The organism is Microcoleus sp. N9_A2 (assembly GCF_036701775.1).
Taxonomy (GTDB): domain Bacteria; phylum Cyanobacteriota; class Cyanobacteriia; order Cyanobacteriales; family Microcoleaceae; genus Microcoleus.
This window is the reverse complement of the sequence record NZ_JAUBRH010000010.1, coordinates 114,727-138,762: the sequence shown is the minus strand read 5'-3', so window position 1 is coordinate 138,762 and position 24,036 is coordinate 114,727. Positions and strand designations below refer to the sequence as shown.

The 24,036-nt window shown below is 46.4% G+C and carries 15 protein-coding genes; 7 read left to right on the top strand and 8 right to left on the bottom strand.

Going from position 1 to position 24,036, the window contains the following annotated elements:
- Positions 1–11: 11 nt before the first annotated feature.
- The 6 genes from QUA44_RS08940 to QUA44_RS08915 all read right to left on the bottom strand — a co-directional run bounded on the left by QUA44_RS08940 (position 12) and on the right by QUA44_RS08915 (position 11,692).
- Complete coding sequence (locus QUA44_RS08940) at positions 12–752, bottom strand: pentapeptide repeat-containing protein (protein WP_333251201.1); 741 nt, start codon at positions 750–752, stop codon at positions 12–14.
- A gap of 66 nt (positions 753–818) precedes the next feature.
- A complete protein-coding gene (locus QUA44_RS08935; protein ID WP_333309642.1) occupies positions 819–1,238 on the bottom strand; it encodes a chemotaxis protein CheW in 420 nt (139 codons plus the stop codon).
- 265 nt (positions 1,239–1,503) lie between these two features.
- Positions 1,504–4,326 carry a hybrid sensor histidine kinase/response regulator gene (locus QUA44_RS08930; RefSeq protein ID WP_333251206.1) on the bottom strand — a complete coding sequence of 941 codons (2,823 nt, stop codon included), beginning with the start codon at positions 4,324–4,326 and terminating at the stop codon, positions 1,504–1,506.
- A 306-nt stretch (positions 4,327–4,632) separates the two neighbouring features.
- Positions 4,633–10,422 carry a PAS domain S-box protein gene (locus QUA44_RS08925; protein WP_333251208.1) on the bottom strand — a complete coding sequence of 1,930 codons (5,790 nt, stop codon included), beginning with the start codon at positions 10,420–10,422 and terminating at the stop codon, positions 4,633–4,635.
- Positions 10,423–10,566: 144 nt separating this feature from the next.
- Positions 10,567–11,070, bottom strand: a complete 504-nt coding sequence (locus QUA44_RS08920; protein ID WP_333251210.1) for a chemotaxis protein CheW — start codon at positions 11,068–11,070, stop codon at positions 10,567–10,569.
- Positions 11,071–11,326: 256 nt separating this feature from the next.
- Positions 11,327–11,692, bottom strand: coding sequence for a response regulator (locus QUA44_RS08915; protein WP_333251212.1), 366 nt, complete (start codon positions 11,690–11,692; stop codon positions 11,327–11,329).
- Between the two features lie 1,012 nt (positions 11,693–12,704).
- On the opposite strand from QUA44_RS08915, the gene QUA44_RS08910 reads away from it, so the two are divergent.
- Positions 12,705–13,439 (top strand): phosphoadenylyl-sulfate reductase, encoded by a 735-nt coding sequence (locus QUA44_RS08910; RefSeq protein ID WP_333251216.1) that lies wholly within the window; start codon positions 12,705–12,707, stop codon positions 13,437–13,439.
- A 293-nt stretch (positions 13,440–13,732) separates the two neighbouring features.
- Positions 13,733–14,710 (top strand): class II fructose-bisphosphate aldolase, encoded by a 978-nt coding sequence (locus tag QUA44_RS08905; protein WP_333251219.1) that lies wholly within the window; start codon positions 13,733–13,735, stop codon positions 14,708–14,710.
- 54 nt (positions 14,711–14,764) lie between these two features.
- Here QUA44_RS08905 and QUA44_RS08900 read toward each other — a convergent pair whose 3' ends face one another.
- Positions 14,765–15,625: a Uma2 family endonuclease gene (locus QUA44_RS08900; protein WP_333251221.1), complete on the bottom strand. Its 861-nt coding sequence runs from the start codon at positions 15,623–15,625 to the stop codon at positions 14,765–14,767.
- 162 nt (positions 15,626–15,787) lie between these two features.
- Between QUA44_RS08900 and QUA44_RS08895 the strand changes: the two genes are divergently transcribed.
- Complete coding sequence (locus QUA44_RS08895) at positions 15,788–17,998, top strand: Tex family protein (protein WP_333251225.1); 2,211 nt, start codon at positions 15,788–15,790, stop codon at positions 17,996–17,998.
- Between the two features lie 306 nt (positions 17,999–18,304).
- On the opposite strand, the gene QUA44_RS08890 is transcribed toward QUA44_RS08895, so the two are convergent.
- Complete coding sequence (locus QUA44_RS08890; RefSeq protein ID WP_333251228.1) at positions 18,305–19,384, bottom strand: PIN/TRAM domain-containing protein; 1,080 nt, start codon at positions 19,382–19,384, stop codon at positions 18,305–18,307.
- 396 nt (positions 19,385–19,780) lie between these two features.
- Here QUA44_RS08890 and hemW point away from each other — a divergent pair, with 396 nt between their 5' ends.
- From hemW to QUA44_RS08870, 4 genes are all read left to right on the top strand, one after another.
- Complete coding sequence (gene hemW, locus QUA44_RS08885) at positions 19,781–21,124, top strand: radical SAM family heme chaperone HemW (protein ID WP_333251230.1); 1,344 nt, start codon at positions 19,781–19,783, stop codon at positions 21,122–21,124.
- Between the two features lie 226 nt (positions 21,125–21,350).
- Positions 21,351–21,611, top strand: coding sequence for a hypothetical protein (locus tag QUA44_RS08880; protein WP_333251232.1), 261 nt, complete (start codon positions 21,351–21,353; stop codon positions 21,609–21,611).
- Between the two features lie 114 nt (positions 21,612–21,725).
- Positions 21,726–21,998, top strand: a complete 273-nt coding sequence (locus QUA44_RS08875; RefSeq protein ID WP_333251235.1) for a DUF1830 domain-containing protein — start codon at positions 21,726–21,728, stop codon at positions 21,996–21,998.
- Between the two features lie 236 nt (positions 21,999–22,234).
- On the top strand, positions 22,235–23,800 hold the full coding sequence (locus QUA44_RS08870; RefSeq protein WP_333251238.1) for an FAD-dependent oxidoreductase: 1,566 nt from the start codon (positions 22,235–22,237) through the stop codon (positions 23,798–23,800).
- Positions 23,801–24,036: the final 236 nt, after the last annotated feature.

Genomic DNA, 24,036 nt, shown 5'->3' with positions numbered 1-24,036 from the left:
TACCTCTATTATTATTGATTTTTTCGGCCGTCTGGCATTGTGGTACCGGCCATACTTGCTCGATCGATACTAGCGCCATCTATATTAGCATTGCGGAGGTTGGCATCGGAAAGATTGGCATCTCTCAAGTCGGAAAATCGCAAGTCTGCACCGTCTAGATTTGTCTTTGTCAAGTTAGCTTTTCTCAGGTTAGCGTTGCTGATTCTCGCTCCTACTAATTCGGCTCCGCTTAAGTTTGTGCGAGCTAGATTGGTGTTGACAAAATCTGAGATCTCGAAGCGACTACCGCTGAGGTTGGCATCTGATAAATCTGCTCCTGTAAGGATGGGATTTTTTAAGTTAATGTTAACTAATTTTACGGCTCGGAGGTCGCAGCGGGAGCAGCTTTGAGTTAGCAGCAGCATTTCGACGTTGGCGTTGATTTGGTCGATTTGTTGCTGGGAGAAATTTTCGGCAAATTCTGGGGAGACGTAGCCGAGGTTTTTGGGGTCGGCTGGTTTTGGTTGGGGTGTTTGTATTGGGGGTGTTTGGATTTGTTGGGGTGTTTGGATTGGTTGGGGTGTTTGTGGTTGGGGTGTTGGGATTGGTTGGGGTGTTGGGATTGGTTGGGGTGTTGGGATTGGTTGGGGTGTTGGGATTGGTTGGGGTGTTTCTATTTGCCCGATCGCACTTAGTTGCAGGCCCACCTTCGGCAGTTCGAGAGTTGCTGCAAAAATTAGTAGGGCGATCGACATTATTGTGAGTTTTTTCATAAATCAATAAGTTTTTGTTTGCAAAAATACCATTTATATGGTATAATAACTCGAAAAGTGAACACCCTACATTTCGCTAAATAAATCAAAATTTAGATAAAAAACTTCGGAACCATCAGGTGCGCGAATTAACTTTTCTATTACCGGAGGCAGTTGCTGTTGACGGTACAATTCGGGAATCTCGCAGAAGCTTTCTTCGGTAATTTCCAAAATTTTTGGCATATCAGGAAGGGGAATCCCCAACCGATCGCTTTTATTTAAGGTACAAATAATCAGGTATTTGCACTCAGCAATGCTCGGACTGCTGGGAAATATTTTGGATAAATTAATTATAGTAATCAGTTCTTCTTGATGCCGCAGTAAACTATTACCGTTAGGTAAAGTGCCGTAGGTATTAAAGTTTTTAACAATGCGCTCCACTCGTTCAATAGGAACAGCATAGTAAATATTTCCTAGTTCAAAGGAAACAAACTTTTTAGGGGCCATTATAACAGTGGCTTGTTTCTTGCTCCGAAATCGGCGATTGTAATTAGCGTGAGTCATTGGATTTTAGATTTTAGATTTTAGATTGAATAATTATTTGATTGAAGATTGAAGAATGAAAATTATTTGATTGAAAATTGAAAATTATTGGATTTTAGTAGGTGCGTCTGTTGCCTATCTTCCCACTATAATTCGCGTGTTCAATTACTTTTTGCCTAAGTTTTGTTTGAGATTAGGGATTATTTGATGGGAGATTTGAGATTTTGGATTAAATTATTGATTGGTGGATTAATTTGGGGATAGCTTGTAAAAGTTGGGCTTCGCTGTAAGGTTTGGTGAAGTATTGATTTGCGCCTAATTCCATTGCCATTTGCCGATGTTTTTCCCCGCTACGGGATGTCAGCATGGCTACGGGAATCTTAGCAAACCGCTCGGTCGATCTGATCGATCGCAACAATTCAAATCCATCCATCCGGGGCATTTCAATATCCACGATCGCCAAACTGCAATCAAGACCATTTTGCAACTTTTCCAGGGCATCCACACCGTCTTTAGCCTGTACCACCCGGTAGCGAGCACGAGTCAGCGTCAGAGACAGCAACTGCCGAATTGTATAGGAATCATCCACTATCAAAATCTGCGGTGACTGACTCGAACTCGCCGGTATCTCCTGCACTTTACCGGAGACAGCGCCGATCGAACTATTTACCACAGGTTGGCCCACCAAATCGTCCACATCCAGAATATTCACCACGCGCCCGTCTCCCAAAATCGTAGTCCCCAAAACCCCGCGAGGCTTAGATAGAGGCGGCGGCAAAGGTTTAACCACAATTTCCTGCTGGCCGATCAGCCGTTCCACAGCCACAGCCAGCATTCCTTCGGTAGAAGCCAAAACCAGGACAGGAATTTCGTCTAGACTCAAAGGGTCAGGAGAGGGGGCATCCGGCGCGACGACGCTGTATTCGAGCAAATCTTGCATCCTCACCAAACGAATAAATTCCTCCCGCCACCACAGCATCGGCTGATTGCCGGCAATGTGAACTTCCGACGCTTTAATGTGCAGAATTTCCTCGACTGCATCCAGTGGCACTGCTATTTTATTGTGATCGGTCTTCACCATCAAAGCATCAGTAATCGACAGCAGCAGTGGCAGTTTAATGATAAAACTCGTACCTTTTCCCAGGCGAGAGTCTACCTTCACAGTCCCCCGCACAGTCCGCAAATTTGTTCGCACCACGTCGAGCCCGACTCCCCGCCCCGAAAGGTCGCTGACCCCTTCTGTAGTGCTGAAACCCGGCCAAAACAGAAAATCGTAGAGTTCGGCAATGGAAAATTCTTGAGCTTGTTCCTCCGTAGCCAAACCCTTTGTGACAATTTTACGGCGAATGATTTCCGGGTCAATGCCTTTGCCGTCATCGGCGACAGTAATAATAGTTTGGCCACCTTGGTGGCGGGCTTCTATTTCAATTTGACCGCTCGCAGGCTTGCCGCTTGCTTTCCGAACTTCGGGCATTTCGATGCCGTGGTCGAAAGCGTTTCTCACTAAGTGTATTAAGGGGTCGCGCAAAGCGTCGAGCAAACTTTCGTCAATTTTGGTATCTCTTCCCACTAGCAGCAGGTTGACATCTTTCTCATAAGTGAGGCACATTTCCCGCAGGGCTCTGGGTAAGTGATCGACGGCGCGACTGAAACTCACGACTCGCAACTGCATGACGCGGCTGCGGAGTTGTTCGGTAATGCGGCGCAGTTGGTCGGTACTGCGCTCGAATTTCATGGCTAAGGTGTCTAATTTGGTGGCTGAGTGAGAAATTGCTTGGGCAGTTTCGATGACTTCTGCGGCTGTCGAGTGGAACTCTGTATAACGATCCATCTCTAAGATATCGAAGTGAGCATGGATCGGAGAGGATTTGCCGTTAGCAATCATGGGGAATTCTGTTTCTGCTGCTGCGAGTTTTCCCAATCCAGAGTTCCCGTTTCCCCCTTTCCAGTCTGCAAAACTCAGTCTGTCGTATTCTTCCCGCAACTGGCCGCCGAATTGGTTTAAATCTACGATACTGCGGCGGATGCGCTTGACTTCGCCACGCAGTTCGGATTCTTGAAGTTCTAAATTTGTACGGTTGATGACTAATTCCCCGACTAGATTCACCAATTCAGTTAAGCGTTCTAAGTCTACCCGGATTGTCGGCCTTTGCGGGTTGGGGACTGGGAGAGTCGGGGAGGGGGGGATTTCGGGGGGAGTGGGGGAGGGGGAGAGGGGGGGAGTGGGAGGGGGAGAGGGGGAGAGGGGGAGAGTGGGAGTGGGGGAGATTTGGGGGATGTCGATCGCCCTTCCTTCCAATATTTGTTGGCGTGCGGTTTGCAAGTTTTGGGCGATCGCCCAACCCTCGGATTGCAACCGTTGTAGAGTCAAGTCGGGAGAGTCTATCAAAGCGCTGAGGGCTGCGGCGATTTTCCCAAAATCCGGCAATTGCAGCATTCCAGCCAAACCGGAGAGTTGGTAGTAAACCTGGTTGAGGGCGGTGACGCTTGTTGCCAAATCTGCCTCGGAAGCTTGGGAAAGCTCGGTTTCTAGGCGATTGAAGAGAGCCGGCACTTGGTGCTCAAAAATCTGTTTCAGGGTTTCCGGGGCGGTCGATTGGCTGACTGGGGGGACTGGCGGCGGTTCTGCCTTGCCGTACTTGGCCTCGAACTGAGCGTGAATTTGCTCGATCGCCTCCAAGTTTTCCGTTTGATCCGGAGTTGTGACATCGGAGTGTTGAACTGATTCGATCGTAATCTTTTTGAGAGCATCCACCCCTTGCAGCAAAACACTCACAGTAGTCGGTTCCAGGGCTGACAAGTCTGTGCGATCGCGCAAAATGACAAAACAGTCCTCCAGGGTGTGAGCCGCCGCCGATACGTTTTGAAAGCCCAACATCGAACCCGCACCTTTAATCGAGTGAGCCGCCCGAAACATTTCTTTAACTGCCGCTTGTCGCTCTTTCAAACCCGCAGCTTCCATCGCCAGCAGATTCGTCTCCATTAACTGGAGAAACTCTTCGCATTCTGCGGTAAAAGCATCTATTAATTCGTTTAAATCGTCATCATTCATATTAGTCGGTTGTCTGTTGACTGTTGACTGTTGGCAGTTTTTTTATATATGATGTCAGGTTAATTGACTGTAATTATTTTAGGGGCGGATTTACGATTATCAATACTAAATCCGGCATTCTTAGTCCGCTAGCAGTGGACTTCGTTTGTTTAGTAGCGATTTCAATCGCCGAATTATCTAATCTGTCAACAGTCAACAGTCAACTATCAACAGTCAACAGTCAACAGTCAACTATCAACAGTCAACCGTCAACCGTCAACCGTCAACCGTCAACTGTCAACTGTCAACTGTCAACTGTCAACTGAACTAACTGCGGAAATTCGCCACCGACTTTTGCAATTGGCCCAGAGAACCAGACAGCTCGTCCAAAGATGCTTTGACATCCGCACCTTTTTGTGCAGTCGTATTAGCAATCTCGTTGACTTGCTGCATACTGTTAGCAATTCCCTCAGCCGAAACAGTTTGCTTGGCAGATGCGATCGTAATATTCTGCACCAAAGCATTCATTTCTCGACTAACTTCGATAATGGCATTGAGGTGAGTTTTAGCTTCGCTTGCCAGCTTAGTGCCTTCCACTACCTCCAGCGTCCCCGATTCCATTGCCTTCATCACACGGCTGATTTCTTCTTGAATTGTACCGACAATTTCCGAGATTTCCTCCGTAGCGCCAGCGGATCTTTCTGCCAACTTCCGCACTTCTTCGGCGACAACCGCAAAACCCAAACCTTGTTCGCCGGCTCGCGCCGCCTCAATCGTAGCATTCAGTGCTAACAAATTCGTTTGGGAAGCAAGTTGAGAAATCGAAGTCACAATTTTGCCAATTTGCTGCGAAGATTCGCCCAAACGCTTCATCATTTTCGAGGTAGAGGCGATCGTCAACCGGAGCCCGTTAATGCCTTCGACAGCGCGATCGACCGCCATACCGCCGACTTCAGCAGTGTGAGAAGACTGCTGGGCGACTGTTTCGGCCCGCACCGAAACATCTCGCACGTCGCGGATCGAATTCACGATCCGCTCGATTTCCCGCATGATGGCAGATATTTTTGTTGCTTGAACTTCCGCCTGTTGGGTGAGTTGACTGGTATTGTTAATTGACTCGCCGGTGGCAGATGTTACCTGTTCGGCTAAAGTTTGAATTCCCGTTACCACTTTCCGCAGAGAACCGATTAAGAAGTTAAAAGAGTCGGCGACAGCACCTAAAACGTCGTTAGTCACTTCCGCCCTGACTGTCAAGTCGCCTTGAGCCGCGCCTTTAATTTCTCCCAACAATTTAACGACTTGCTGAGTCAGAGAATCAGCTTCAGCTTTACGTTCTGCTGCCAATTTTCCTAGTCGTTCTTCTGCCTCTTTGCGCTCGGTAATGTCAAAGCGAATGGCGATATATTTGACTATTGTGCCGCTGGTATCAAAAATGGGAGATATCGTCGAATCTACCCAATAAAACGAGCCATCTTTGCGTCGGTTTTTGACTTCCCCTTTCCACACCAAACCGCGAGAAAGTGTCACCCACATTTCTTCAAAAAATGATTTGGGATGGTAGCCGGAATTGATGAGGCGGTGGTTGCGGTGCAGGAGTTCTCCCATGCTGTAACCGGAGATTTCAATGAATCGGTCGTTGACGTAGGTAATCATGCCTTGGACATCAGTTTCGCTGACTATCGCAGCTTCGTCAAGGGCATTTTGCCGCGTTTTGAGTTCTTGCAGCAAGCGTTCCTGTGCCTCGGCCAACTGCTGCATTCGCTGCTGGGATGCTCTTTGTTCAGTGACGTTGCGGCAAACGACTACGCCGCCTTTAAGCGCTCCCGTTTCGTCTTTGAGCGGCCTGCCGCTAATTTTTACCCAAAGGCCCTCCGGCTGGGCTGCGTGGCGAGTGAAAACATCTACGTCGTCTGGTGATTCTCCTCGAATTGCGCGCGCTAAAGGTATGTCGGTAGAGGGATAGGGAGTGACTCCATCTGGTAAAAATAAGCCGTATTTTCCCGACCACTCGTCGGGAAGAGTATCCGTGGAACCCAAGCCAAAGATGTTTTCGGCGGCGGGGTTGAACAACACAAAATTGCCATTTTCGTCGGCTGCAATCACGCCGTCGCTAATGCTGTCTATTAGCAGTTGCAAGAGATTGCTTTGTTCTCTAAATTCGTCTTCGGAACTGGCTAATTGGGCTGTTGTTTTTTCCAGTTGCACCATCGCCTGTTTGCTTTCGCTAACGTCGCGAGCGATTGCATACATTACCTTTTGTTCGGTTTCAGGTCGCACTTTCCACGACAGCCATTTGTAGGAACCGTCTTTGCAGCGGTAGCGATTTTCAAAGAACTGTACTTCGGCACCATCGTATACTTTTGCCGCTTCGGCTGTGGTTTCTTGGCGATCGTCTGGATGGACGAAATTGATAAAAGGTTGGTTTTCGACTTCTTCTAAGGTGTAGCCGAGGGTTGTTTCCCAAGCGGGATTGAGGCGCTTGAATTTGCCTTCAAAATCTATAATACAAACTAAGTCTAGGGACAGGGTAAAAAATCGCTCGCGCTCTGCTTCTGCTTTTTTGCGATCGGTAATTTCGATCGCCACACCGCCGACACCCATCGGTTTGCCGTCCTCTCCGGCCAAAGGAAAGTAAGACGCCAGCCAATCTCGGATAACGCCCGGTTGGTTGAGAGTTGTTCCCGACACCTCAATGTTTAACAATGGTTGGTTGGTGGCGAGAACCTGCTGCAAAATCGGCTCTATGGTATCAACCATTTCGGGTATAACTTCCCTTACAGTCTTCCCGAGGTGTTCGGCAACTGATGGGCCGGTAGTTTGCGCTAATTTCTCGTTGACTTGCACGTAGCGCAACTGGTCGTCAAAGATAAACATGCAGGCCGGGGCGGCTGCAAAAAATGCGTCAAAGCGGGATTCACGCAAAACTAATTCTCGTTCTAGGGCTTTGCGATCGCTAATGTCGCGAGCTTCTGGAATTAGCAGCACGACTTTGCCGTTGTCATCTACGATCGGCTTGAGGGAGAAGTCCACAGTCATCACAGCACCTCCAGCAACCAGCACGTCGGCTTCGTAGCGAACAAATTCGCCGGCGGCGGCTTTGACGACTGCAGCTTCGACTTTTTGCTTGGCTTCTGGGGAAATCTGCCACCACAGATTTTCGGCAAACTGCGTGCCGATGAAGTCTTCGCGCCCTAGTCCGGCGACTGTCAGGGCTGTTTCGTTGGCTTCTAAGACGGTGCCGTCGGGTTCCAGCAGCCCCACTAATTGGAACGATTGGTCGAAAATGGCTCGGAACAGTCTTTCGCGATCGCGCAGCACTTCTTCTGCGCGTTTGCGATCGCTGATGTCGCGGGTAACTGTTGCCAACCCCATAGGCTCGCCAGTTTCTGGGTTTTTGACGGTAAATAGGGTGAAGTCAACCGGAAAGTCTTCGCCGGTTTGAAAGTTCCTCAAGCGGAATTCACCCTGCCAAAAACCGTCTCGCATAGTAGCCGGCAGGATTTCTTCTTTTAAGCTTTTAGCATCTTCTGCTGAGAAGAATTCATATATAGTTTTGCTTTTTACTTCTTCAATATTTTGCAATCCTGCTAGTTTAAGGCCAGCCGCATTGAGGTATGTTGCCTCTCCCTCCAGGGTTGCCGTACCGATAAAATCCGAGCTACTTTCTACGATCGCAATCAATCTTTGCTTTTCGATTTCTGCTTGCTTGCGCTCCGTGATGTCGTTGTTAGTTTCTAAAATTGCTTTGGGTTTCCCCTGTTCGTCTCGCTGCAAATTCCAGCGACTAAATACGGTGACTTGGGTATCATAATTGGTGACGTGAATCAATTCTCCTTCCCAATAATTTTGCTCTTCTAACTGTGCGGAAATAGCTGCTAAAGGCTGGGGGAAAATGGTGTGCAATAGAGTAATTGTGACTTTCCCCAAGGCTTCTTTTTTTGTCCAGCCGTACATCCGTTCGGCTCCCTGACTCCAATAATTAATCCTGCCGTCCATATCCCGAACGATCAAGGCATCGCTTGCCAGGTCGAGCATTTGCAAGTTCTGCTGCAAGGTTTCTTCTGTGCGCTTGCTTTCTGTAATGTTGCGGGCAATTGTTGACAGAAATTCAATTTCTCCCTTCTCGGATTTGTGAGCAATAATTACTTGAGAAACTGGTATTTCTTTGCCGTCTAAAGTTTGCCAAATTGTCTCGCCGCTCCACGCCCCGTCCCGGCAAGCTGCGGGGATGCCGACGTTGATAATAGTGTCGATACTTTTGGGCGATGTCAGGTCGGAAATGCTGACTCCGGCTAAACCTGAGTCCTCGCCAACTCTCAACATTTCTCTGGCTGCGCGGTTGAGATAAATGGTGCGCTGTTCGGTGTCGGCTATGCCTACCCAGTCTGTTGTGGTTTCTAAAATTGCTTTGAACCGCAATAGTTCTTCTTCAGATTTGCGGCGTTGTGTGATGTCGCGTGCCAAGCCGAGCATTCCTAAAATGTTGCCTTCTGCGTCTTTGAGGGGCAATTTCTGGGTGTCGAAGCTGTGTACTTTTCCGTCGGCTAAAGTGGCGAAGTCGTTGGAGTTCGGGGCGAGATGGTTGTCTGCCCGGAATTTTTGGATTTGGTTCGGGGAGTCTGTGTGGGCGTGGAAGTTGCCAAAGATTTGATCGACCGATATGCCTATTTCTGCGTCGTCTTTGCCGATAATTTCTGCTTGAGTTTTGCCGAAGGCGGTGGCGAAACCTGTATTGACTAGGGTATAGCGCGAGTTTCGATCTTTGACAAAGATGCAGTCTGGCGTAGCGTCAATGACTGTCCGCAGCAAGTTTTGGGAGCTTTCTGCTTCTGCGAGTGTGTGCCGCAGTTGTTCTTCCATTTCCACGCGGTTGGTGATTTCTCGAATCGCGCAAACGAGGACTTTGCTGCCACAGGCATCGACAAAGGTAGATTTTTTGACGGAGAGAAACCTGGTGTTTCCGGCTGGGTTTGTGATGGTTTCTTGGGTTTCGATGCTGGTGTTTGCCAAGAAAACTAATTGGTTTTTTTCTTCATATATGTCTGCTTGTTCTTTCGGCAAGAAGTCGCGGTAAGCTTTGCCAATTAGTTCTTCTCGGCTGTGACCGATGTATTGACAAAAGGCATCGTTTAATGTTAACCAGCGGTGCTGTTCATCCTTGACGTAAATCGGGTCTGGGATGGTGTTGAGGACGTTATTTAAAAATTGTTCCGAAGCTTTTAATTGCTCTTGAACAGCGATGCGATCGCGAACTTCCTGTTGCAATTGGGCGTTAGTTTGCGAAATTTGCTCAGTTCTTTCCTTGACTCGCTGCTCTAGTTCTGCAGTTAGTTGTTGAAATGCCGCTTCTGTTTTTTTGCGTTTGGTAATTTCGCGGCCTTCTGCGAGTATTTGATAGACTTGTCCAGTTTCATTTAACAGCGGCTTAAAGGATAGGTCAATTACTATCAACTGGTTATTGAAGCCTGTGATTTCGTATTCTTCCCGCACAAATTGGCCGGTAGAGACTTGTTGAATGTTGGTTTTTATTCGCTGCTGGTTGGTTGGGGATGCTGCCCACCAAGGTGTGTGCCAAAATTTCTGTCCCAGCACTTGTGATTCTGGGAAGTTGCCTAATTCTAGCGCTGTCCGATTTGCTTCGATCAAAGTACCGTCTGGTTCTAATAATCCGATGATTTGAAAAGCTTGATCGAAGATGGCTTGAAATCGCTGAGTAGTTTGGCTGAGGGCTTGTTCTGTTGCTTTTTTGGACTTGATAATTTGGGTGGAACCTACTAAGAATTGGTAGCGGTTGGATAAACTCAAAAATCCGATCGCCGGAATTACAGTTATCCAATCGGAGACAGTTTGCATTACCGGGGAGTGTGGCAGTCCCAGGTATTCGGCGGCGTGGCCGCTGTGTCCCAAACCACAGCTCCAAAATATGCCTGCTGTGACTGTGGCGAAGATGTCGAACCCGAATTGACGGTTTCGCCACAAACCTAAGCTGATCAGCGAGGCGATGCCAAAGTAACAGACACAAATGATGCAATTAGCAACCCCAGCTAGCAGCGATGGAGAGAAGTCTGGCAATGTCAGGGTGAAAGTTGTTGCGATCCAGGTATAGAGAAGTTTCATGATAAAATTTATAGTTGGTAACTCAAATGCGGGCGATGGATAGATTGCAAAATTTTAGATTTTAGATTTACTCCCTATTCTTTCTTTGTCAATTGTCAACTGTCTAAAAACCTCGCTGTCAACTGTCAACTGTCAACTGTTTAATTACCAGCGTTCGGAATGGGCGATTGCTTCTACATCGACAATCATTAGCAAGCGTCCTTCGGAATTGTACAGACCTTTTAAGAATGGAGCTAGGTCGGGACTCACATCTAGTGCTGAGACAATGCGATCGGGACTGAGAGGTAAAACTCCTTCGACGCGGGAGACTGCTAATCCCAGGCGGATTCTCGACAACAATCTCACGTCTCGTGGATCGGGCGCTTCTACAACTAAGATGCGGCTGTTTGGGTGGTAGATGTCAACCGACTCAATACCGACGAACAGTCCGAAGTCTGCTGCTGCTAAGATTTCGCCCCGCAAGTTGGTTAATCCCAGCAAAAATGGCAGGGTGTTGGGAACCAGGGAAATCGGTTGTTCCTTGAAGGAAAGGACTTCCCGTACTGCCTCTAAGTCTATGGCGAACAGACTGCCTCCTTGACCGAACAGGAGAAATTGCTTTGTTCCACTTGTCTGATTCCCCCCAGCGGGGGAAGCCGTTATTTTCATGGCTTATTTTTAGTTTATAGTGTAGCTTACAAATTAGAATTTTGCTTTGACCCTAAAGTCGATCGCCGATCTAGTTTTTCTGCATCAGTTTTGGTGCGTCAAATGTTTCCGTTAAATAAATCGCGGCTGGGCAAATAAGCAGGTTTATATGATTAAACATAAAGTTTTATGGAATTCAAAAACCCAGTTTCTTAAAAAAAACGGGGTTTTTCGGTATAATATTTTTGGGAAATCTGCCGATAACTTTATATTCGGATTACGTCGAAAGCAGGCGTTGCACTATGTGGACCAGTTGCTGAGGTTCAAAGGGTTTGCTAACGTAAGCGTCGGCGCCTAAATCGGTTCCCCAAGCTTTATCGATCTCGGTGTTTTTATGAGTACAAAATACTACGGGCAATTTGGCAGTTGCGCGATCGCCCCGCAATTCTCTGATCACTTCAAACCCGTTCATTCGTGGCATCACTACATCTAAAACGACCAAAGCCGGAGGGGTTTTGCGGATCATGGCGATCGCTTCTTCGCCGTCGCCTGCCCGGATCACATCCAATCCGGCATCTTGAAGAATGCGGCAGATGATTTCTAGTTCGCTCTTAACGTCGTCCACTACTAAAATTTTTGACATGATTCCACACTTCCTTGCTGTTATTGACAGCGGACTACGTTTATTCAGAAGCTGGCGCGATCGGCGGCGATGGGACTAGACCGCTTTGCGGACAAATTAATGTACTTCCAAATACAATATAGCCGATCGTATGGCTGAAGGTTAGCTGTCAGGGATAAAAAGCGATAAAAATTTACTTTACTAACGGAATCGCTCTGAATAAATTAATCGGCAATTAGTAATTGATTCTTGTAATTCGGTGTTTCAAAACCAACAGTTCTTAGTATAGCAATCCTTGCCGGAGTCGTCAAATTTACCCCCCCACCCTCCCCGAACCCGCTCTGAGGGAGTAATAAATTTACCAATATTTTAGGATTTTAATACAAGAATATGTAGGGGAAAAAAGCCAAATTTTCTACGTTTATTTTAGCTTTATTCCCCAAAATCTAGTTTTAATTAGTACCTAATATAATGCTAAATAAATTATTTATTAACGCTATTAATTGTAACGTAAAATAGTTATAACGGTGCTAGTTTGGGTGAAGAATAAAGTTTATTTCAGTTAATATACAGCCCGATATCGCTGAGCAAGCGCTATTATTTTATTAATGATACAATTCAAATTTGAGGATTTTAACAATGACATTTAAAGAATTCTATTGTGTGTGATTTATAATTGGGGGGCAAATTCAATAGGCCGCGCGGCAGTCCCATTTTACCGAGTAGAGGAGTGTTGGTTTCACCAAAACTGCTACCAGCAGGCGCCATCCTTGAGTTTGATTGTGAACCCAGCCGCAAAGACTGCTGGAAGATGCGGTCAATCGATTTTAGATTTTAGATTTTAGATTTTAGAAGCGCTCCCACTGATAAATCCGGGGGCGGGTGATGAGCAGTCGGAGCTTTTTTCTCGCTTCACGGATGAATCCGGGGGTTCCGGACGACATTGCTTGATTGTCAAATTAGTCGGTGAGGGAGAGACGGCGATCGGCTATAATAAAGGGCTAGAGGAAAAGAACACCGAAAACCCGAAAATATGGTTGCCATCCAAAGAAATCTCAACATTGCCGCGCTAGAAGCAGAATACAGTCAAAAAACACCACGAGACATTCTCAAATTTGCCCTAGAAAATTTTGACAATATCTCCATTTCTTTCAGCGGGGCTGAAGATGTAGTTCTGATCGATATTGCCTCAAAAATCAACAAAAATTTCCGCGTTTTCACCCTAGACACCGGACGATTGCACTCAGAAACTTATCAGTTTTTGGATCAAGTCAGAAAACATTACGGCATTAAATTAGAAGTAATGTTTCCCGATGCAGCAGAAGTACAAGCCCTAGTAGATGAAAAGGGATTGTTTAGTTTTTATGAAGACGGTCACAAAGAATGCTGCGGCGTGCGAAAAGTCAAGCCGCTGCGCCGGAAATTGAATACCCTCGATGCTTGGATTACCGGTCAACGCAAAGACCAAAGTCCCAGTACCCGCAATGGTATTCCGGTGATTGAAGTTGACGGTGCTTTTTCAACTCCAGACCATGAATTAATTAAATTCAACCCCTTAGCCAATTGGTCTTCGGCAGAAGTTTGGGAATACATTCGCGCTTTGGATGTGCCTTACAACAAGTTGCACGAACGCGGTTTTGTAAGTATTGGTTGCGAACCTTGTACGAAGCCGATATTGCCGAACCAACACGAACGCGAAGGTCGCTGGTGGTGGGAAGAAGCGACCGTAAAAGAGTGCGGTTTGCACGCTGGTAACGCACAAACATAGTAAATCCCTTAGTCGTAAGGTGCGCTAGGCTCACCAAACAAATAGTAGGGTGCGCTAGGCGCACCTTGCCCAAGAATAAATGCACTTCACATAAATCGTAGCCGAAGAATTCGTAATTAAAATAAACACAAATTAAGCTGAGCTTGCCCTTGCACTTTGATAGAATGACCGACATTGAGAATAAATGCTAGCCGAAGAATTCGCAATTAAAATAAACACAGATTAAGCTGAGCTTGCCCTTAAACTTTGATAGAATGATCAACATTCAGAAAAGTTTTTAAAGTAGGTACTATATGCTCGCCTCAACTAGCGAATTGCTGAACACGGCTTTGAGAAATGGTTATGCGATCGGCGCTTTTAACGTCTACAACCTCGAAGGAGTAAAAGCCGTCATCAATGCGGCCGAAGCGCTGCACAGTCCTGCTATACTGCAACTTCACCCCAGCACCCTCCTATACGGAAAATCGCCTTTAGTCGCGCTGTGCATCAAAGCAGCCCGCAAATCTTTAGTGCCGATCGCAGTACACTTAGATCACAGCACCTCAGAAAAAGACATTCACCTCGGTCTAGCCGCTGGCATTAAATCCATTATGGCAGACGGTTCTTTTTTGCCATACGAACAAAACTTAATATTTAGCCGGGAAATGACTAAATTAGCCCACGCTAACGGTGCGGCAGTTGAAGCAGAAATCGGCAGAATTAGTGCCAGGGAAGACGGTTTGACAATCGATGAGAAAGCTGCCAAAATGACAGATCCCGTAGCAGCAGTAGAGTTTATCAAAGAAACTAAGGTGGATTTTTTAGCCGTAACAATTGGTAACGTTCACGGCAAATATTTCAGCCAACCCAAACTTGATTTTCCGCGTCTGGCAAAAATCCGGGCTGCTGTTTCAGTGCCATTAGTGCTTCACGGTGCTAGCGGTTTGCCGGACTCAATGATTCATCAATGTATTAAATTCGGAGTATCTAAATTTAATGTGAATACGGAAGTTCGCGAAGCTTATATGGACGTGTTAAAAAGTAGCATTTCTGAGGCACATCCGGATTTGTTGGAAATAATGGAAAAAGCTATCGATGCCATGCGATGGGTCATTTCTGACAAACTGCAACTTTTTGGTTCTGTCGGTAAAGCTTATTTGCATCACTCTGTCGAGACGGATGAATTGACCGCAAAGATTACCCGCAACAAACAAACAAGCCGCAACCAATCAAGTTTCGATCAAATGTTAAAGCCTGTGTATAGTGAGGCCTTCTGTCTTCTTGTGAAGTAAAAAAAACTAAAGTCCTGACTGCGAACCAGTTTGTAGTCAGGACTTCAGTCCTCTCTAACCGTTTAAAAATTGATCGGGATCGATGCCAGATTCCCGCAGCCGCCGCATTAAAGACTGCAATTGAGCTTCCGCTTGTTGAGCCCTAGATTCCGCTGACTCGGCCCGCTGCCGTTGCTGTTCCGCTTCAGTCAGAATCCAATTGCCATCAACATCATACCAGCGCAACCACAGTCGATCGATTCCATGAAACTCTCCTTGCCACAAACCCAACCCCAAACTTAGGTCAGGAATCCACACTCGCGACTCGGGCAATTCTAATTCTTGATAGTGTCCGCCCTTCAATTCAAACACTCGCAATTTGTTAGTATAGCGACTGAAAACGGCATAAATAGGAACCCGCAAAATTTGCTCGTAAACCTCCCATTTTCTAGGCGGTTCCTCCTTCGTCTCCCGATCCAGAACTTGCCCGTTACCCGCAGCGTTTCCCGACTGATGTGGCAACTTTTCTTCATCGGTATTGTCGCCTAAATCTTCTTTTTCCGTTCCCGGCGAAAGCAGTTCTACAATTACAAAAGGATTCACACCTTCCTGCCAAGTAACATAACTCATCCGCAGTTCGGAGCGATCGTAAAGTCGGGGAACTCCCACAACTCCAAACCAATCCGGCCGCTTGTGCCACAGAGTGTGATGCACGTCATAATAAAGGTTCATGTCGGTGCCGCTAAATATCTCAGAAGCCGGATAATTCCGAGGTCGAAAGGTCAGGCTCAACAACTGCGGCTGTAAATCGTGAAATTCGTCCCGCAAACCAGGTTCCTCCGGGTCTTCGCTGGGTAAATCGTACATCGTCGGCAGCGTTTCTCTGGGCGATCGCGGCGGATCGGTTTGCGGCACAGGATATTTAAAAGGAAACATATAATATTGAGAAATGACTGCATTTATGCTAACATCATTTTTATACTTGCAGGACGAGCGCCAACACCCTGTAAAACGTTTATTTCCAACTTTTCTTCCTCTCTTCCGTGAAGTCCATCTAAAATCTCAAATCTAAAATCGACTGATCCGAAATTCTGCACTATGATCGACATTCCTCAACTGATTGCTCAAGAACTTTCCATTAATCTGTCTCAAGTCAATAATGCTCTGGAACTTTTCGCAGAGGGAGCAACTATTCCATTTATTGCCCGCTACCGCAAAGAACGCACGGATTTGCTGAATGAAATTCAGTTGCGGGATATCTCCGATCGCTTCACCTATCTGACGGAAATAGAAGACCGCAAAAAGTCGATTTTAGAAACGATTAGCTCTCAGGGTAAACTCACTGAAGAACTGCAAGCTAAAATCGAATCTTGTTTGCAAAAAAACGAACTAGAAGACCTTTATCTGCCTTACAAACCGAAGCGGCGGACGCGAGCGACAATTGCTAGGGAAAAAGGTTTGGAACCGCTGGCAAATTTTATCAAGTCTCTGAACTTACCGACGGCTAAACCAGCAGATTTTGAGGCGGAAGCCGCTAAATACATTTCGGAAGAAAAGGGCGTTAAAACTGCAGAAGAAGCTGTCAAAGGTGCTGCGGATCTTTTGGCGGAGGCGGTTTCCGAACAAGCTGAATACCGAGCTTATTTGCGAGATTTTTTGATGAAAACTGGGGTTTTTGTATCGAAAATTAAAGATGATTTTCCGGAAGAAAGCACTAAATTTGAAATGTACCGCAATTACCAAGTTGCAGCGAGAAGCGTTCAGTCGCACAATATGTTAGCGCTGTTTCGCGGGGAAACGGAAGGGGTTTTAGATTTAGACTTAGCCTTTGATGAATCCGCAGTGATGGCTTATTTGGAATCTCAGGAAATTAGAACTAAGATAGCAGCAGTTAAGGAGTTTTATCGATCGACCTTGAAGGACGCTTTCAACCGCCTGATGAAGACTTCGTTGATTACGGAAGTACGATCGCACAACAAAGCCATCGCTGACATCGAGTCGATCGCCACTTTTGAAACCAACCTCCGCGAGTTGCTGCTGTCGGCGCCAGCGGGAATGAAACCCACATTGGCGATCGATCCGGGATTTCGCACGGGGTGCAAAGTTTCCGCCCTCGATGAAACCGGGCAGTTTTTGGAATATCAAGCAATTTTTCCCCACCAGGCGGTCGGTCAAAGACAGCAAGCTGGTAAAATTGTCAAGCATTTGATTGAAAAATATAAAATTGAATTAATTGCGATCGGCAACGGTACAGCTTCCCGCGAAACAGACGACTTTGTGTCGGAAGTTTTGGCAGATATGGACAAAAAACCGATTAAAGTCATGGTGAATGAATCCGGTGCATCGATCTATTCAGCGAGTGATGTGGCGATCGCCGAATTTCCCGACCTCGACATCACAATTCGCGGCGCAGTCAGCATCGGACGGCGCTTGCAAGACCCCCTCGCCGAACTCGTGAAAATCGACCCGAAATCAATAGGAGTCGGCCAATACCAGCACGATGTTGACCAAAAACTGCTCAAAAAGAAACTAGACGAAACAGTCGAAAGCTGCGTTAATTATGTCGGAGTTGATTTAAACACAGCATCGAAAGAACTGCTGACATTTGTATCGGGAATGACGGCAACAGTTGCCAAAAATATCGTCAATTACCGCAACGAAAACGGCGCGTTTAAAAATCGCCGCCAACTGCTAAAAGTTCCCAAACTCGGCCCGAAAGCTTTTGAACAAGCAGCGGGATTTCTCCGCATTCGCGGCGGCGAAAACCCGCTGGACAATACAGCAGTCCATCCAGAAAGTTATCCTGTAGTGCAGGCGATCGCCAAGGATTTAGACTTGCCGCTGACAGGAATAACACAAATATCGGAAAAAATCAAGACTGTAAATATCAAGAAATATGTCACGGAAAAAGTCGGAGAACCGACACTCCGAGACATTATTTCTGAACTAGAAAAACCGGGAAGAGACCCGCGCGCCGAGTTTAAATATGCTACTTTCCAAGCAGGAATCAAAGAAATCTCCGATTTGCAAGTTGGGATGGAATTAGAAGGCATAATCACGAATGTAGCTAACTTTGGAGCCTTTGTTGATGTGGGAGTGCACCAAGATGGTTTGGTTCACGTTTCTCAATTAGCCGATCGATTCGTAGATGACCCCAAACAGATTGTTAAAGTCGGACAAGTTGTGAAAGTGCGGGTTTTGGAGGTGAATGAGAAGTTAAAGCGGGTTAGTTTGACAATGAAGCTGCAAGAAAAACCGCAACCGCAAAATGGCAATAGTGCGAGGCTTCCGGCCCCGCGCCGACGTTAAAACTTTGGGGGAAAGCTGCAAAAGGGCGATCGAACCGCGAAGACGCGTTCGGCGAAGCCGTTCCCGTAGGGTAGGACACGAAGGAAGAGAAAAGAAGGAGAAGTTGGTAATTGCTATTTTTTCTTGCTAGCTTTCCAAGTGCCACCGTAGAAGTAAAAAGGATTGTTTTTACTTACCGATTCCCAACATTTAAGACAAAAAAAAACCACTGCCCCGACTCGTCATACCGGGCGCGGTAGAGAGTCGAGGCAGATTGGAACGATCGCAATATTTGATTCTGATTGCCCTGGCCATTGTTACTCAGTTTCAAACAATAACCGATTCTTGAGGACGGGCGAAAATCATGCGGCCGGCGCTAGTTTGCAGGGCGCTGGTGACTACGACTCTGGCTTCGCCGCCGACATAGCTGCTACCTGCTTCTACGACAACCATTGTGCCGTCATCCAAGTAACCGATGCCCTGAGAAGGTTCTTTGCCTTCTTTGCGGATTTTTAGTTCGATCGTATCTCCCGGCAAATAAGTGGGGCGCACCGCATGAGTCAAATCGTTGATATTCAAAACCGGCAGTTTTTGGACGGTAGCTACTTTCGATAAGTTGTAATCGTTGGTGAGCAAAATGCCGTCGATATCCAAAGCGAAGCGGACTAATTTTGCATCGACTGTGGCAATATCTTCGTAGTCTGCCGAGTGAATTTGAATCCGTTCTGGATATGTTTCTTTGATGCGGTTGAGTACATCTAAGCCGCGGCGCCCGCGCACTCGCTTTTGATCGTTGGCGGAATCCGCTACAAGTTGCAGTTCTTGGAGAACGAATTGCGGCACGATAATTTGACCTTCGAGGAAACCTGTTTCTAGCAAGTTTTCAATTCGGCCGTCAATAATGCAGCTAGTATCGACAACTTTGGCACTTGCTGGTTTGAAAGTACCTTCGGCTACCAACACCGTGTCAAAGCTTTTGGGGTTGATCAGTCGCAAGAAAGCGCGGCCGTGGGTGTCGGTCAAACTGACGCCTGTGAAGCCGAACATGACGCTACCCAAGACGGCGACTAGAGGTTTGATGAAGCCGAACTCGCGGGGAATTGGCAGCAGGAATAGCGGAGCCAGCATTAAGTTTGCTACTAGCAGTCCGATGATTAAGCCGATCGCCCGCGTCAGCAGCATCTCCACTGGCATATCGCGGACTTGTTTTTCCAAGCGTCGATAGGTTGTTTGAGCCACTAATCCCATCACGAAGCCGATTAATGCTCCAAACGAACCTAGTACAGAACTTAAACCTTGTATATTTGTAACTTGCTCCAGCAGATTGCTCGGCAGGAGTTCGACTCCGTAATAGCCGATGCCTCCGCCTGCGATTATGAATGAGATTATTATGATTGCGTCTAGCATTAGTTCTAGGTTAATGAATTTATTCACATTATATCTTTGCAGTGCTGATACTTGTTTTCATGCTTTGGTCGGATATCGCCCTATTTACTCAGGGATTTTCATAAACTTATATTTCGCGGTTGTACCCTTTGGGGGATGTGCCAGGGAGTCGATCGGCATTTACCATGCCCCGCCGAAAGCAGGCACGAGGTGCGAATAGACCGCCCTGCTTGCTGTTCGGCAATTGTGGCAGCTCGAAACCGGTACGAGGTTAAATTAAAAGAGCCGTAGCTTGCGGGGCGGGACGCCATCGTTCGCAGCGCTTTTTTGGTAAGAAAATGTCATAATATACATAATTATTCATGATTGTTTAATGAAAACTTTAGATTTGAAGTTGCGCTTTCGGCTTGAAATGTAATGAACCCTACCACAGATTATTTAACATTTGAATTAAAAAAAAGTGTGCAAGCGACAAATTCCGGAATTCCGAGTTCCGCTTACCTGCACATACCTTTTTGTCGCCGTCGCTGTTACTACTGCGATTTTCCGGTTTTTGTGGTGGGCGATCGCAAAAATGGCGAGAATTCCGGCACAATCGTGCAATACGTTGCCGTACTGTGTCAAGAAATTCAAGAAACTCCAAATTTAGGCGCATCTCTGAAAACAGTTTTTTTTGGTGGTGGCACGCCTTCGCTGCTTTCTGTCAGTCAGTTGAGCAATATTTTAGAGACTCTCGACGGCAAATTTGGGATTGCTGCTGAGGCGGAAATTTCGATAGAAATAGACCCTGGTACGTTTACTTTAGAACAGTTGGGGGGATATGTAGCGGCGGGAGTAAATCGAATTAGTTTGGGAGTGCAAGCTTTTCAGGATGAATTGCTGCAAGCTTGCGGACGATCGCACTCTGTCGCTGATATTTTTGAAGCAGTAGAAATAGTGCGATCGGCTGGAATTGTTAATTTCAGTTTAGACCTAATTTCGGGATTGCCGCACCAAACTTTAGAACATTGGGAAACTTCCCTTAAATCGGCGGTAGAAATTGGCCCGACTCACCTGTCGAGTTACGACTTAATTGTTGAGCCTGGAACGGCCTTCGGGCGCTACTTTGAAGCAGGCGCGCAGCCACTACCTGCAGATGAAACCGCTGCTGAAATGTACCGTTTGGCGCGCTCAATTTTGACTGAGGCTGGCTACGAACATTACGAAATTTCTAATTACGCTAAGCCCGGTTATCAGTGCCGACACAACCGCGTTTATTGGGAAAATCGCCCTTATTACGGCTTGGGAATGGGGGCGGCGAGTTACGTGGAAGGCAGGAGGTTGACAAGACCTCGCAAAACTCAAGAATATTATCAGTGGGTGCGATCGATCTCTGGCCTCAATTCCCCAGCAACTCCTCAAATTGGGGGGGAAACCCAGCAAGATATTTACCCAGCAATTGAGCAAAATGTTCAAGTCTCAGAAAATGACGTTTTGTTAGAAACGCTGATGCTAGGTTTGCGTTTAGCAGAAGGAGTTAGCCTGTCGGCGCTGACTGAAAAGTTTACTCAACAAACGGTTGATCAAATTTGGCATTGTTTGCAGCCCTACTGGCGACAAGGATGGGTGGAAATTATGACTGAGGATAGGGGGAGCGCAACTTTAGGCGAGGGCGGGAAACTGCCGCTTTCGGGCAATTTGAGGTTGAGCGATCCCGAAGGTTTTTTATTTTCTAATACAATTTTAGCCGATTTGTTCAGCAAGTTAGGTGAGGATAATTAGCTCTGTCTGAGGAAGTATATCCCCAGCAAGCGCGATCGGCCCTAAAGCCGCGGCCGCCAATGCGACCGAAACAAAATTAAATTGCTCCCTAGCTTTATGTTGTCAAAAATAACCTATTTTCTATCGATCCCTCAACAAAACTTAAAGGCGAACTAAGCCTTGAGATAGACGCCAGCACTGCACTTCAGCCGTCATACTTAAGACTGAACATTTAAAAAGTAATTTAATGAACACTTTAACTATCGACCGCAACCAAACCCAAAACCAGCCCTGCCTTGTAATTAGCGAGCGCGGGTGCAATCCGACTTCCAAGTGTAATTTTTGCGGTCACTACCAACAGGCAAGAGGTTCAGTCGGTCACTGTCAATTGTTGAACGCACCTGTTAGGGGAGGATGGAAATCTTGCACTTTAGCAATGCCTGCTTTTGCACCTTCTTGGGAATACGTGGAAGGCGCTGATATTTCCACGGCGAAATTGATTAATTAACCCAAACAATTTAAAAAAAAAATGTATAAAAAATTGTGTTTTAACTGGAATATGCTATATTTATTGTAGGTCCGTTGCCGATCGCTCGCACAATTGCACAAACAAGTTAAAAAAATGAATTTGACACTAAATCAGGTAATTTCCGAAGGTCATACGAGCATTTTGTGTTGGTATCTTAATAATACTAGCAAAGTGCAAATCGCTCGCATTACAAATATTCCTAATTGGTATTTTGAGCGGACAGTGTTTCCGGGGGAACGTTTTTTGTTTGAAGCGCTGCCGGAAGCTCAGCTAGAAGTTTGCAGGAGTGCGGATACGGGTGGTATAGTGTGCGAGCGAATTTTGTGCGATCGGCTGCGAGTTGAAGAATTAAGCACGGCTGATTGAAGATAATTCCCCAGACTTACCAACGAGGAATAGAAACCCAGTTTTTTCAGAAACCGGGTTTCTCGTTGTAATTATAAATTGTATATTTCGGGCGGCGTCGAAGCCCACCCCACAAGAATTTCAAGAAAATAGGTGGGTGGGCATTCTGCCCGCCCGAAAAGTTAAATTTAAATGCAGACCAGCTTATAAGTTAAATTAATTTTAGAAAATCCACCACTGTTTAATACTAAAACCCGATGTCCCTCACCGAAAAAATCCTCTCCCAAGTGCCGGGAGATGCCCTTGGAGGCCTGCGAAACGTCGATCGACTCTGGGAAAACCTCAAACAAAACACCACACCAGCACCCCAAGCAGTCAAACACAGCCAACAACCCCTCGAAACCCTCGACTTCGACATAGTTATCGGCGGCGGAACCCTAGGAATATTAATCGGTACAGCCTTAGCCGTGCGGGGTTGGCGAGTAGCCCTGCTTGAACGCGGCACCCTGCGAGGCCGCCAGCAAGAATGGAACATTTCTCGCAAAGAATTAGACGCATTCTTAGAACTAAATCTGCTATCAGTTGAAGAGATAGAACAAGCAATAGCCACCGAATACAACCCAGCCCGCATCAGCTTTGCCAACACCTCCGACATCTGGGTGCGCGACGTACTAAACATCGGAATCGACCCAGTTTACCTCCTAGAAACCTTGAAACAGCGATTTCTCCAAGCGGGAGGAAAGCTATTTGAAAATACACCATTTAAAACAGCAACCATTCACCCGGATGGAGTCTTGGTAGAATCTGTAAATACCGATTTACCACTTGCTACAAATTTATTTACAACCCGATTATTATTAGACGCAATGGGACATTTTTCGCCCATTGTCCGCCAAGCAAGACAAGGCAAAAAACCCGACGCCGTATGTTTAGTAGTCGGCAGTTGCGCTCAAGGATACCCCAAAAACGACACTGGCGATATATTTGCATCCTTCACCCCAATGCAAAATCAGTGCCAATATTTTTGGGAAGCATTTCCAGCCAGAGACGGCCGCACCACGTACTTATTTACATACATAGACGCCGACACAGAAAGATTCAGTTTAGAAACATTATTTGAAGACTATTTGCGCTTGCTTCCCCAATATCAAAACGTCGAACTCGAACAGTTAAAATTCCAAAGAGCACTCTACGGATTCTTCCCCTGCTATCGCCAAAGTCCTCTAAAAACGCCTTGGGATCGAATACTCCCAGTCGGAGATAGCAGCGGCAGCCAATCTCCCCTCAGCTTCGGCGGTTTCGGGGCAATGGTGCGCCACCTCAAACGCTTGACTCTAGGAATTGAGGAAGCTTTGACAAGCGACAGTCTCAGCAAAAATTCCCTGGCACTTTTGCAACCCTACCAACCGAATCTATCTGTCACTTGGTTGTTTCAGCGTTCGATGAGTGCTGCGATGAATCAAAAAATAGACCCCAATCAAATCAATCAACTTTTGGCTACCGTCTTTCAGGTAATGGAAGAGTTGGGAGAACCTGTACTCAAACCGTTTCTTCAAGATATCGTGTTGTTTCCGGCTTTGTCACAAACTCTGTTTAAAACAGCAATTAGCCATCCCGGATTAGTTATGAAAATTATCCCGCAGGTTGGAATAGCTAATTTGCTCGATTGGATGGTTCATTATGTGAATTTAGGAATTTATACGGGATTGCTGCCTTTGGCAAAAGCCGTAGAACCGCAGGTAAAAAATTTAGCGCCGACACAGCAATACTATTTTCACCGATTAGTTGAAGCGTGGCAATACGGCGCTGGAGGCGATTATTAAGTGATTAATTGTGGCACGGGCATCTTGCCCGTCGCTAATATATGAACAGGCAAGATGCCTGTTCCACAACACAATATAATTTATTGATTAATTAACTGTGGCACGGGCATCTTGCCCGTGGCTAATATATGAACAGGCAAGATGCCTGTTCCACAACATAATATAATTTATTGATTAATTAACTGTGGCACGGGCATCTTGCCCGTGGCTAATATATGAACAGGCAAGATGCCTGT